This window comes from Lachnoanaerobaculum sp. Marseille-Q4761, assembly GCF_017565785.1.
Classification (GTDB): domain Bacteria; phylum Bacillota; class Clostridia; order Lachnospirales; family Lachnospiraceae; genus Lachnoanaerobaculum.
This window is the reverse complement of the sequence record NZ_JAGEKB010000003.1, coordinates 734,199-747,955: the sequence shown is the minus strand read 5'-3', so window position 1 is coordinate 747,955 and position 13,757 is coordinate 734,199. Positions and strand designations below refer to the sequence as shown.

Sequence of the window (13,757 nt, the reverse complement as noted above, 5' to 3'; positions counted from 1 at the left end):
TCCTATGTTTATGTAGGAATATATAACGATAATATGTTATATTTTTGAATTAGGTGTGATTTATGAAAAATAGATATGTAAGTAAGTGTAATGAAGATTTTTACATGTTGATGCTAAAAATTATCAGGAAATCAAAGAAACGAATATCCTTGTTTTTTATACTATCATTTTGTGTATTACTTTTATGTATAGCTATCCCACAGATTATTAGCAAAATTATTGATTTTGGAATACTGAAGGCAAATACATTTAGTATTATCAAGTATTCCAGTTATTTAATTGTAATAGAAATATCTGTTGGTATTTTGCAATTTGTGGTAGAGCTGATAGAATTTAATATGATTGCAGAGTTTAGAAATGATTCGGAAATTGAAGTTTTCGAGAGACTTTTATGTTTAAAAATGGACTATATAAATACGAATGGTACAAATAAAATTGTAGGGGATATGTTATTATACATTGAGGAATTGGCTGAATTATTAACGGGAGGAATAATAGAATTTTTACTAGAGATGGCAAAGATTATAGGATATTTTATAGGAATTTATAATATTAATCCCCAATTAGCCATATATGTTTTTTGCTTCGTTCCATTTAAATTATTATTAGTGCTTATTTTGCGTAAAAGGATAAGTAAGATGTCAGAGAAAATGATTAAATCACAATCTGAGTTCTCAAAATGGAAGCAAGATAATTTTGAGATAAATAGTATATTTGAAATAAAAATGTGGGATTTAAATGAAATTAAAATTCAAGAATACAAAGAGAGCCTGGCTGATGTAAAAGGGGCTTCAAGAAATTTATTTATAAATAAGTCATTACTGTATGATGGTGTGAGATTGTGCCAAACTATATTTATTGATTTATTTTATTTTGTTGGAGGAGTAATGATAATTAACAAAAATCTTGAAGTTGGTCAATTAATAGCTTTTATTACATATATGAGCCTATTTTTATCTCCGATCGATTCTTTCATGGCACTGATTATTCAAGTAAATGAAGCAATCCCTGCTATTAGGAAATATTTAGATTTTTTTGACTTGGATTTTGAAAATGATATATATGCTGATGATATAAGTATTAAAAGTATAGACACTATTGAGTTTAAAAATATTTCATATGATGTAGAAAATAATAGAATAATTGATGATGTAAGTTTTCTGCTGAAAAAAGGAGATAGAGTTGCCATTTGGGGGTTAAATGGAAGTGGAAAGACTTCCATATTGAAGTTGATGACTAAAATAATAGAACCAACAAAAGGAGAAATTCTTATTAATGGTGTGTCATACAGGAAAATATCATATAAGGAAATTCGAAGGGTAATAGCTTATATGAGCCAAAATCCTTTTTTGTACAATGATACTATAAAAAACAATATATATATGCATGGTAAATCTAATATAAACGAAAAATATAAAGACTTGGTTTTATTTGTTGATAAATTTAAAAATGGTATAAATCATAAAGTAGGTGCTATAGGGAATAAAGTTTCTGGAGGAGAAAGACAAAAAATTTCACTTTTGCGAACTCTTGGCAAAAAAAGCAGGATGCTTATACTAGATGAGCCGGATTCTGAACTGGATTTGGATTCAAAAAAGAACTTAGAGTTAATTATTAAAGATGAGTCTTATGATATTATTATAAGTATAGTTCATGATTATGAAAGATTATCTCTTTTCAATAAAATTATACATTTGGAAGGAGGGAAAATTCAAGGGGATGCATTAAGGATACAAAATAAAAAGCTAGAATAATGATATTTCTAAAAAACATACAAAGAACAAGGGACTTTCAGCTCAGCTAGTTCTAAAAAATTACAAAAATGTGAAAAAATAATTTCAAAAGTTTCATTATTTGTATCAGATAGTGTTTGTTTTATTTTGTTGAATCATGCAACATTGATATTAGGTATGTCTAATGATTTAAGAGGAGGAAGTATGATAGTATTTAAAACTTTTAGTTTAGGGAATAAGAAATATTTGTATGATAGAAGCACAAATAAGATTATTTGTATTGATGATAAATCATATAAAGAATTTGAAAAAATAGAGAAAGAAGGAGGCTGTATAGAAAATTTTGTGGATATAGAGCCTTATAAAGATAAGGGTTTATTATTAGATAATACAATTAGAGAAATAAACCATCCAGCAATAAATTTACTTGATAATTATTTAGATAGTAAAATGGAGCAACTTATACTTCAAGTTACTCAGCAATGTAACTTAAGATGCAGTTATTGTGTGTATTCTGGCAATTATTTTAATAGAGAGCATACAAATCAGATTATGAGTGAGGAAGTTGCTTTCAAGGCTATAGACTATTTTATTCAACATTCTCAAGATTCTGATGAAATTGTTATAGGTTTTTATGGTGGCGAGCCATTATTAAATTTTTCATTGATAAAGAAGTCGGTAGGATATGTAAAAAATAAAGTTGGAGATAGAAGGATTAGATTTTCTATGACAACAAATGGTACGTTATTTAACGATGAGGTAAATAAATTTTTAGAGAAAAATAACTTTAGTATTTTAGTTAGCTTAGATGGAACACGAGATGAACATAATAAAAACAGGTGTTTTTCTGATGGAAAGGGTTCTTTTGATATTTTAATTAAAAATTTAACGTATATTTTTGACAAATACCCTGATTTATATAAGAAGATTAGTTTCAATACTGTTTTAAACACTAACCATAATTATACGAAAGTTAAAAGTTTCTTTGAAAAAACAGATATTTTAAAAAATTCAATTATGCACACCAATATAGTAGAAAGTAAAAATTCTAAAATAGATGTATTATTTAGTGAAGATTTTCATATAGCAAGAAGGTATGATTATTTGTTGTTTATTTTGTTTTTAATGGGGAAAGTGCATTCAGATGTTGTTTCAAAGTTAATAAGGGAAAATAAAGCAGAAATTGACAGCACTTATAAATCAATGTGTTTATTTAGAGGGTTTTCGGAAACATATCATCATGGTGGTCCATGCATACCTGGGGTAAGAAGGTTGTTTGTCTCAGTGGATGGAAAATTTTATCCATGCGAGAGAGTTTCTGAAACATCAGAAATTATGAATATAGGAGATTTGAAAAATGGAATTAACATTCAAAAGTGTAAAACAATTATGAATATTGGGAAAATTACAGAAGAAGAATGTAAAGTATGTTGGGCATTATTCTTTTGCAAGATGTGTATTGCTGAAATAGAAAAAAATGGAGAGACGTCAAAGAAAACAAAGTGTCAAAATTGTACTATCAATAAGCGAGTTGCTTTGGAAACGCTGAAAGAGATAACTCTTTTAAAAGAATATGGGTATACTTTTGGAATGGAGGAAAATTAAATGAAAAAGATTGCGATATATCCACTAGATATAGAAAATATATTTTGTCTTGTTAACTCCAGTGTAGTGATGGGGGCTGAGAAGATTATTTCACTAATCCATTTGAAAGGTTTTGTGTTGAACAAAAGGTATGAAGAATACAAGAGAAACTTTGCAGGATATTTTGGAGATGATATTAATGAAGGATTAAAAGATATAGATGCATTGTACCTGAGAGAGTCTCCACTTGTAACACAGGGAGTTTATAGTGAAATATTTAGTATGGCTGCTCAAAGAAGAATTGAAGTTATTATTGACAAAATTTTTTATACAAGATTGAAAAATAGTGATTGTATTAAAAATGAGAAAGAAATAAAAGTGGTATTTTTAAATGATGACATCAATGAAAATATTGTTTTTCCTAAGAAAACTCAAGTATCTAGCATTCCAGTCATAACAATAACTTCGGCCTCTGAGTTAACTGAAAATATGGAAGCAGGCTTTTCTATAAGTAAGTACTTTTGTGCTAACGGATATAAGGTATTGCATTTATGTACACATATGGAAGGCAATATTTGGGGATGCAAATTGCTTCCAGATTTTTTATTTAAAAATAATATATGTCTTCGAGATAAAATTTTAATGTTTAACTCATATGTAATGAAAAAACTTAAAAATGATAATTATGACTTAATTTTAATCAATCTTGAAGAGCCCATTTTGGGATTAAATAAATTTAAGATGTATAATTATGCCGAAGGCATGCAGGTTGTTTCTGCTGCTTTAGATATAGATGAAAACATTCTTTGCTTAAACTTTATGGATGATATAAATGAAGAATTTATAGAAGAATTGTCAAAAAACTGTAAATATAGATTTAATGCAGAAACAAACTATTTTTGGATGTCTGGTAATATGGTATATTATGATGAAGAAAAAGAAAATGAAATAGATAAGATATATCTGTCCAAGCAATTTATTGAGGATAACTTTCCAAAACACTTTGATAAAATATTTAATATGGTATATGGGATGGGGAATGTGAAAATTCCAGAAGAGATTATGCAGAGTATGCAAGCTAATTTTTCAATTTTGTAATGGAAAAACAAAAAGTCAAATAAAGGATAAGTTTAATAAAAATGTTTCTTTAATATCTAAGAGAGGCTATTAACTGGTGTTTACTAAATAAACTAAGTTTGTTTTAAATATGAAATGTTGTTTTAGTGGATTTTTCACCATTTAAACTTTAAAAAATTGCAATCAAAAAAGAGCAAAAACGAGTTGGTATCAAATGGGTTAAATTAATTATAAAGATAGAAAAATACAATAGAACTATTATTATATTCGATGCCTCTTTTTTGATAGTAGACAGTAGGAACAGAAGAACAATAGTAAATTAATATACAAAAATTATTCTGGATATTGCTTGGCTTGTGATAATTTTTGATGATTTACGATGGTTATATTTTCAAATTATAGATATTCTTTTGTGAGTATTTATCATACTTATTTGATAGTACTACTTCTAAAAAGATTATTTGAGATATATTGAGAAAAAAAGAGAAAGACTAACTATTAAAAGTCAAGTCTAAAATGAAAGTTTTTTAAATGAATTGGAGAAATGCGCTTCAGAGATAGTTGTACCTTGAAAACTGCATGACAATAAGAGCATCTTTGCAGGTGCTCTAAAAGGAGATATTTGTAGAAAAAGTTAAATAGCCGGCAAGTACGCCTGACCGGATTTTTTCATTGCATAAATGATTCTTACAAGCTTCTTTGTAGCATGCGATAAAGCAACGTTATAATGCTTGCCCTCCGCTCGCTTCTTAGCAAGATATGTTCTAAAGGATTTATCCCAATGGCAGACATATTTAGTCGCATTATAAAGAGCATATCGAAGATAACGAGAACCACGTTTTTCCATATGGGAGTAACAGTTATCTAATTGTCCTGACTGATAAGTTGATGGAGACATTCCCGCATAAGCAAGTATCTTGTCAGGAGAATCAAAGCGTCTGAAGTTCCCGATTTCTGCAAGAATCATTGCCCCCATACGATAGCTGATACCGGGAATTGTAAGGAGCAGAGAATTGATTGTGTCCATAATGGCTTTGATTTCAGTTTCGATTTCATCAATATCAGAAGTCAATTACTGAATGAGCTTAATTGTGTGTTTCAGCTCCAAGGATTTTACAGGCATATTTGAACCAATTGAGTTTTTTGCAGCTTCACGAAGCATGACAGCAGTGTCTTTTCGATATCTGTTCCTTGAACTTTCAGAGAGCAGGTTGGTAAGTCTGGTAAGATGTGCAGATGCAATAGAGTGAGCGGATGGGAATTCCGACAACAAAGCATAAACAGATACCATATGAAGTGTTGGAACAAGCTTTTCTAATTCTGGAAAAAGGATACAAATAAGTCGGGAGACGGACGTTTTGAGTCTTGCACGTTCCTTTACTTTATCAAAACGATAGCGAGTGAGTGACTTTAATTCATTATTGTGATAAGATGTGTCTGAGTAGGACTTTAAGTTCACATCAGACATGATCATAGACGCAATTGTGCGGGCATCTACTTTATCTGTTTTTGTCCTTCTAAGGCTAAGACTTTTTCTGTAAAGATTGGTATGTAACGGGTTGATAACATAGGTTGGAAGACCTTTATCTAAGAGATATCCCAGAAGATTGTAGCTATAGTGTCCAGTGGCTTCAAGCCCTACTTTTACTTTGTTTAAATCATCTGATAGGGACTGTACCTTCTGAAATAAGGTTTCAAAACCTTTACGATTATTAGAGATGGTGAAAGATTTGAATAACACTTCACCATCTGAGTTAGTAATAAAACAATCGTGTTTGTCTTTGGCAACATCAATTCCGACGTATATCATAAAAAATCTCCTTTGAGTAAAATTTTGATACTGTTTATAGAACCACCGGTACTCCTTGCGATTGTAACCTCGTTCTAAATAAACCGTCATGCGTTATCTAACTGATTAACAAATATACAAAGAGACTGTGGCTGTAGCCTTTCTGAAACCATCAAGTGGTAGGAGAGAAAAAACAATCCACAGTATCTTCAACAGTATAGCATACAGACCTTGGAGAGGGTCTATAAACACTACTACTTTATAATACGAGGGAAAATATTATACAAGATGGATAAATTACATGTTGAAATAAACGAAAAAAATAAAGGATATTTATTAGAGCTTATATATGATTTATTCAATATTAAGATTAATGAAGTTGATTTCAAACAAAACTTATTGGAAGATAAATGTCCTATTAACATAACAGAAATAGTAATACTATTAGATAGGATAGAACAAGATAAAGAGTGTGCTATGTATGAATTTTTACAAGAAAATGACTATTCTGTTTTGACATTAGAAAATATATTAACAAGATTAAATGAAAAAACATTTAAAACAGATTGACAATTTCATAAGACTGCGGTAGTATATAAATACAAACTACTTCCGTCTTAAGTTTTAAAAGAAAGGTGAACGATGGATATCAAATTATTTGATTCTGAGCTTAAAGTAATGAATGTGCTTTGGAGAGAGGGGAATGTTACGGCAAAATATGTTTCTGAAGTTTTAAAGGATGAATTTGGTTGGAATATGAATACAACGTATACTTTGATTAAAAGATGCATCAAGAAAGGGGTTATTGAGCGTTCAGAACCCAATTTTATGTGCCGTGCTATTATCCCAAAAGAAGAAGTACAGATTGCGGAGACCGATGAATTGATTAATAAAATTTTTGATGGTTCAGTTGATAAGTTGTTTGCAACACTTATTGATAACAGACATATTTCTAAAGAACAGATAAAAAAATTAAAAAAAATGGTGGAAAACTTAGAATAGGAGAGAAGATATGAGTTTCTTGTACTTTAATCTTTCTGCAGCTTTTTTGATTATGATTATAGTTATGTTACGAGCAATATTGATGTACAGAGTTCCTAAAAAAGTGTTTAAATTTATGTGGGGAGTAGCTTTGTTTCGTTTGTTGTTTCCTATTTCTATTATAGGATATTTAAAAAAGATAACATGGATACAAAGTGAAAATATAGCACCTGCTGTTACACAGATGCAAGAATTCTATATGTCGAATATTCGTGGAGTTTTTGAGAACATAAGTTTTGTTGCTATAGATAATCAGGATGTTTCTTTTGTATCGTTTTTTGAATATTATGAATATTTGTTCTTAGGGATTTGGATATTGGGCCTTTTGTTATGTTTGTTTTTTTTTATATTTATATATTTGAGAGGTATAAGGTGTTTCAAGGATTCTATTTCAATTGATACTGATTTCATTAGAAATTGGAAAGACCAGCATTCTTTGAAAAGAACAATTGCGGTAAGAATTTCAGATAAGGTGCATACGCCTATAAGTTATGGAATATTAACTCCAGTAATTTTATTGCCAAGTAGTTTTGATATAACGGATATAAAATCCTTAGAATATGTTTTGACACATGAATATATGCATATTAAAGGATTTGATATTTTATTTAAAGAATTGATGGTGTTGGTAGCTGGCATTTATTGGTTTAACCCTATTGTTTGGTTAATGTTTTTACTTCTAAACAGAGATCTTGAACTGGCATGTGATGAAGCTGTTTTAATGAAATTAGGGCAAGAGAATAGAAAGTTTTATGCTTGTTTGCTGATTGATATGGAAGAACAAAAGGCTAATAGAATACAGTTCTGCAATGGATTTGGAAAAAATGCAATAGAAGAAAGGATAAGAGCGATTATGAAGATGAAAAAAATTACAAAGTTGTCAGTCATAGCGTTAATGTTCATCATAGGGACTACTATGGTAGCTTTTGCCGCTAATGATTTTAGTATGTCTAAAATAACTAATAGTAAAGTTTTGACTGATATTACAGAAACTAGCTTTCTAAGCAATATGTTTGGGGAGGGATCATATTCAAATGATGGTCATATCTGGTTTAGTGAAGATGAGTTTAAAAAAAGTTTATCAACGGTGGAGTATTGGACCTATGATGAATACAAAGATTATATAGTTGAAGAAAAAGCAAAATTAATGTTGTTAGTAAATTCGAAAGATATGTATTTAAAGGATGGGAGATGGGTAAAATGGACAGTTGAGGATGTTGAAAAAATAATCAAGGTGTATGAGGACAACTTGGAAGAAATAAAAAATGGAGCAAAGCTTTCAAAAAGTATTAATGGTGATGATTCTGAACAAAGTTATCAAACCTCTATTAATCAGGATGATGTGAGTGTAGATGACTCTTATTCTACTGAGTAGTAAAAGTAAAATGTGTAAGTGCTTTATATATTTTAGAAAAAATATAAAAAAACTAAAAACTATTGACAAGTTTTGAGGAAACTAGTATAGTAGTATGTAAGACGGAAGTAGTTTACAATGCATAAGGAAGACTTATGCTATATATTATTACACATATTATATGAATTTATTGATTAAAGGAGGTAAAACAATGAAAAAATTGTTAAAGAAAGCAGGTAGATTCGAAAATACAATTGAGGCTTATGAGCTTCTTGCTGTGTGTAGGTGTAGATGTATTTGTAAGTGCGCTTGTCAGCAGGGAAGCAACGCATCAACTAGGAGTGCGGGAAGAGACGAAGATAAGTCATCCTATTTGTCTAATGCAAAATATGCATAGTAGGCTGTTTTTGAAAGGTGCAAAACCTTGGTTTTTGTGGGAGCCACATGGCTCCCCTTTTTTTATAAATTAAAGAAAAATACTTTTGTTTTATAATAAATATCAGTTTGATAGTTGAGAAATAGAAAAATAGTGACGTATTATTTTTTTCAGATTGAATGTATTTCAAAATCTGACGATTATATGAATGGAGAAATTTTAATGATAAATCAAAGAGTTCATATTGCAATTATAGATGATGGAGTAAATGTCGATGATTCAGACATGCATTTGTATAAAAATTTTGAAATTTTGGATGATTTGACAATATCAAATTCTCCATCAAGTGGTTCAGGACATGCACTGAAAGCTTTTTTGATTATGCAAAAAAAAATAGATAACGAATGTTATATTTCATCAATTAAAATATTGAATGAAAAATGTATTTCGTCTATTGATAAGTTATGCAAAGGACTGGAAATATGTAAGAAAATGAAAGTTGATATAATAAACTTGAGCTTAGGATCAACAATGTTTTATGATAGGGATATTATTTTAAGAATAGTCAATGAACTGTATAATCTAGGAATAATAATTATTGCAGCTGTTAACAATAACTTGAAATTAACCTATCCAGCTTCATTTTCTAATGTTATTTGTGTTAAGGCGAATAAATTATTAGAAAAAAATCAGATAGAAAAAGTATCAAGTAATTTTCTTGGAGTAGACTTTGAAGTATTTTCTAACTATAGAATGGAGTCTAGCCACCTAGGAAAATTTTGGATTGGAAATCATAATAGCTATTCTGCTCCGATCGTGACAGCACTAGTTGCCAATATATATAGAGCAGTAGGTGGTATTAAAGGTGATAAGATTGAGATTATAAAAAAGAAAATTTATGACGAAATTAAAATAAGTAAAGAAGAAATAAATATCTATTATGAGTTGGATTGGTTGATGGAAGGTTGCTTAATAATTGTAAAAAATAAAGATTTATATAATGAACTTTTAGAAGTGAATAGATTTGGTGTTTATAATAGAATTGCAGATATACTTTATGTAGAGAGTGTTGAAGAGTTAAAACAAGTAAGTTCAAAAATGTGCAAAAAATATAGAACAATTGTTATAAGTGAAATAGAAGGTGAATGTGAAGAACTGCTGAAACGGGATATTAATGATTATTTTAGTTTTCAATATGTATTTTTAGGAAAAGGTGCATATTTGAACTATTATAACACCTATCATAATAATAAGGTATTTAATTATTATGATATTTTTGCAAAAGAGTCTCTAAGAAAAAAATGTGTTTTTGAAGGAAAGTTACCAATAATTTTTATTTCTAAAATTTCAAGATTATTTTTTTTAAAGCTATTATATAAGTTCATGGATGAAGGCTTCAATACACTTATAATCTCAGATGATCCCTATATGATACTTTTTTTGTCAAACTGTATATATGTTGGCAATATTAGTGATGGAAGAAGTATTCTTGATAATATAGAAATTGAAAAAATAATTTTAAATAGAAATATTGATGCAATATGTTTTTTTAGTATAAAAAAACATATTGCAGAGAATGCGTTACAATTTGTAGATTTATTTATTGAATCAAATACTAAAAAGGTTTTTTTAAGGAGTGAAAAAAATAAAAAACTTTTTTTAGATGAACTTGATATTAGAGTAGAAACATTATATGATAATATTTTAACCTATTTTGGATATAAAGATACCACTCCTAGATAAGGAGAAGGTATTTGTACTTTTCTTATGGGAATATAAGTCTTTCAGAGTAAATTTTCGCTTGATGAAGTAAAATAGATGAGTTGCAAAAGATTCCCCGTTAATATTAATTCCAAAATATCACAATACTATTAGGATATTTTATAGAAATAAAATGATAATTATCCATAATTAATTATAAAATGTAAATAGAAAATTATTACAATAGAACATTAGGGCGTTTCATAGAAATGAATTAGGTGTAGGGCTCATGTTAAGAAAAATTATATACTAGAAAAAAAAGAATATATATACTACTCATTGGAGAACTTTGCATGTCAAAATGCAGAAGTCCTCCTTTTTTGTTTTCAAAACTTTTAACAGTTAGAAAATATTAAAGGAGGACTGCACTATGGCAGAGAAATATATTTATGTAGAGGGAAAGAAAATCTATGTATCTGATGAAGTATATAGAGAATATAAAAAGCACAAGAACCATGAATCATATCTACAAAGACTGGATAGAAAGAATAGGGTATACAGTCTTGAGGAATATGCCGATTCAGGAGATATTGCTGACGAAAGTATAGATATTGAAAAGATTGTTGAGATGAAGATGCGAATGGAAGATTTATACAAAGCATTGGATAAACTCAATGACAAAGAAAAAGAGGTAATATACTCTATATACTTTGAAGAAAAAACATTAAAAGATGTTGCAAAAGAGCAGGATACCAACTTAATGAAGATAAGTAGGATTAGGGATAGGATCCTGAAGAAACTAAGAGAGATGCTCTCATAATTTCTTAGCAAGTAATAATGGAAGGCGGGAAGTAAATTTTTCTCGCCTTCTTTGTTGTTTAAAAGAGAGAAAAAATAAAAAAATAAAAATTTTTTCAAAAAAAGTGTTAAAAGTAGTCCGAAAAGTAAGGTTTATATATAGAGGGAGAATTTTACCTTGGAAAAATTAAATATATTTTTTGAAATATAAGAGTATTGTTCTTTGACAACTTCATAGACCAAAACAGGACGTTAACCATTTATGGAGCAGCCTATCTTAAAACGCCAAGACCTTTCTGCTGAGAAAAAATATTAAGAGGGAAATTTTTATCTTAAAAAATCTCGGTTTAAATGAATACTTGTAAAGCAAAGGATAGAAGAAAGTGAGCGACAAATTGCAAGGTAGAACATAGGCGTGGCAGCCTATGTGCGAAGATATAAATGGGGATAATGATACATCTACAGTTGACGCCGGCTCATCTTGAAAAGGGGCGGAGGTGAAATTCCTATGTTGTCAGCCAAGACACCTGTTAATGTCAAAAAACTTACTTAAAGAAAACAACAATGAAAGGAGCTTCCTGTATAATTTAAATGGTGGACGTTGAAAATTGAAAATACCTCAGAGTAAAATAAGACTACTGACTGGCAGGTTGGTAAATCTTATCAAACAGAGAGGTATCTACAATGAAGTCTAACACACAAAATGCAAAAATTAAAGCAATTACAGAAACTACTTTGGTGCTCGGAATCGATGTCGGAAGTGAAACGCATTATGCCAGAGCTTTTGATTACCGAGGAATCGAGTATTCTAAGAAACCATTCAAGTTTAGTAATGATAAGGCCGGATTCGTGACGTTTAAGGCATGGGTTCTGGACATCAAAGAAAAGCATGGTAAGGACAAGGTGGTTCCCGGAATGGAGCCTACCGGCCACTACTGGTTTAATCTTGGTAAGTTCCTTCAGGACAATGAGATGAAGCCGGTTCTTGTGAATCCTCATCATGTAAAGAAATCAAAAGAACTCGACGATAACAATCCGACAAAGAATGATCGTAAGGATCCGAAAGTCATAGCAGGACTAGTTAGAGAGGGACGTTACATGATCCCATACCTACCAGACGGTGTTTATGCAGATCTTAGAACTGCATCTAACATGAGATTTCAGTTACAAGCGGAGCTTACAAGAATTCAGAACAGGATCAGTCGTTGGTTCAATATATATTTTCCTGAATACAAAACAGTGTACGGGCATCCGAATGCTAAAAGCGGAATGCTGATTCTTAAGGTGGCGCCACTTCCGGAAGATATCCTGACGTTGGGTATCGATGGTGTGAACCAAATCTGGCGAGATGCGAAGGTGAGAGCAGTTGGGAAAGCGAGGGCAAAGACCCTGATAGAAGCTGCTGAGCACAGTGTTGGAAGCAAAGAAGGTGAAATATCTGCAAGGATGGAAATCCGTATGCTGCTGGAGGATTATGAGTCCAGAAATACTCGTCTTCAGGAAGTAGTAGCTCTGATTGAAGAGCTGGTAAAAAAGATTCCAATGGCTGAAAAGCTGTTGGAAATTAAGGGAGTAGGAATCAAGACGGTGTCGGGATTCCTGGCTGAAGTGGGCGATATAAGCCGCTTCAATAACCCCAAAGAACTGCAGAAACTTGCAGGTTTAGCATTGGTTGAGAATAGTTCGGGTAAACATAAGGGTGAGACAACAATAAGCAGACGAGGTCGAAAGAGACTAAGATATCTGCTCTTCGAGGTTGCAATGTCTCTTGTGTCAAAGAATCCGGAATTCAGGGAACTCCACTCATACTATACAACCAGAAAGCTGAATCCATTAAAGAAGATGCAGTCGCTGATGGCTGTGGCGGCAAAGCTGCTCCGTGTCTTCTTTGCAATGCTGACCAAGGGTGTGGACTATGATCCCAAAAAGCTGGTTGGTGATATAAAGAGACCGGCAGTATATCTGCAGGTAGCATAAGCGTACAATGTAATCAATACAGCGGCCGTCCTATGGGAGGTCACTAAACAAAGCAGAATGTAGCAGATAACGTCCACTGATCAAAGTGCTGGTACAGGAAGCGAGTCAGTAATCAACAATACAAAGAATGAGCCGGTAGTCGGCAGGAATTGTAACCATGGGGCATGACCCCGTAAAGGAGCATAGCTGACATCCTGGTTATGGGCAGGCAGGACGAAGGAAGTTAGGACCTCTGGAGACAGAGATGATCCTGGTGGATATAGGAGGTTAGCTGCCATAGAGGGATGGGTATACACAAGGCCAGTAAAGCGAAAAACAATGACGTTT

General features: G+C 31.0%; 10 protein-coding genes and 1 pseudogene. 10 read left to right on the top strand and 1 reads right to left on the bottom strand.

Translation table 11 applies throughout. The features are described 5' to 3' along the window. The first annotated feature begins 62 nt into the window (after positions 1-62). The 3 genes from J4O15_RS14595 (at position 63) to J4O15_RS14585 (ending at position 4,415) form a co-directional block, all read left to right on the top strand. Positions 63-1,754: an ABC transporter ATP-binding protein gene (locus J4O15_RS14595; RefSeq protein ID WP_208101278.1), complete on the top strand. Its 1,692-nt coding sequence runs from the start codon at positions 63-65 to the stop codon at positions 1,752-1,754. Between the two features lie 183 nt (positions 1,755-1,937). Beyond that, positions 1,938-3,338 (top strand): Cys-rich peptide radical SAM maturase CcpM, encoded by a 1,401-nt coding sequence (gene ccpM, locus J4O15_RS14590; RefSeq protein WP_208101277.1) that lies wholly within the window; start codon positions 1,938-1,940, stop codon positions 3,336-3,338. Continuing rightward, a complete protein-coding gene (locus J4O15_RS14585; protein ID WP_208101276.1) occupies positions 3,339-4,415 on the top strand; it encodes a hypothetical protein in 1,077 nt (358 codons plus the stop codon). It abuts the gene before it with no gap. A gap of 613 nt (positions 4,416-5,028) precedes the next feature. On the opposite strand, the pseudogene J4O15_RS16480 reads toward J4O15_RS14585, so the two are convergent. After that, a pseudogene (locus J4O15_RS16480) lies at positions 5,029-6,204 on the bottom strand (IS110 family transposase). 267 nt (positions 6,205-6,471) lie between these two features. On the opposite strand from J4O15_RS16480, the gene J4O15_RS14575 reads away from it, so the two are divergent. The 7 genes from J4O15_RS14575 (at position 6,472) to J4O15_RS14545 (ending at position 13,430) form a co-directional block, all read left to right on the top strand. After that, positions 6,472-6,753 (top strand): hypothetical protein, encoded by a 282-nt coding sequence (locus J4O15_RS14575; protein ID WP_208101275.1) that lies wholly within the window; start codon positions 6,472-6,474, stop codon positions 6,751-6,753. 72 nt (positions 6,754-6,825) lie between these two features. Beyond that, positions 6,826-7,185: a BlaI/MecI/CopY family transcriptional regulator gene (locus J4O15_RS14570; RefSeq protein ID WP_208101274.1), complete on the top strand. Its 360-nt coding sequence runs from the start codon at positions 6,826-6,828 to the stop codon at positions 7,183-7,185. Positions 7,186-7,195: 10 nt separating this feature from the next. Next, positions 7,196-8,599, top strand: coding sequence for a M56 family metallopeptidase (locus J4O15_RS14565; RefSeq protein WP_208101273.1), 1,404 nt, complete (start codon positions 7,196-7,198; stop codon positions 8,597-8,599). 190 nt (positions 8,600-8,789) lie between these two features. Further along, entirely contained in the window at positions 8,790-8,975 is a 186-nt protein-coding gene (locus J4O15_RS14560; RefSeq protein ID WP_208101272.1) for a CLI_3235 family bacteriocin precursor, read from the top strand. A 183-nt stretch (positions 8,976-9,158) separates the two neighbouring features. Continuing rightward, on the top strand, positions 9,159-10,697 hold the full coding sequence (locus J4O15_RS14555; protein WP_243762084.1) for a S8 family serine peptidase: 1,539 nt from the start codon (positions 9,159-9,161) through the stop codon (positions 10,695-10,697). A 388-nt stretch (positions 10,698-11,085) separates the two neighbouring features. Next, entirely contained in the window at positions 11,086-11,475 is a 390-nt protein-coding gene (locus tag J4O15_RS14550) for a sigma-70 family RNA polymerase sigma factor (RefSeq protein ID WP_208101271.1), read from the top strand. Positions 11,476-12,137: 662 nt separating this feature from the next. Further along, entirely contained in the window at positions 12,138-13,430 is a 1,293-nt protein-coding gene (locus tag J4O15_RS14545; RefSeq protein ID WP_208101270.1) for an IS110 family transposase, read from the top strand. The last annotated feature ends 327 nt before the right edge of the window (positions 13,431-13,757 follow it).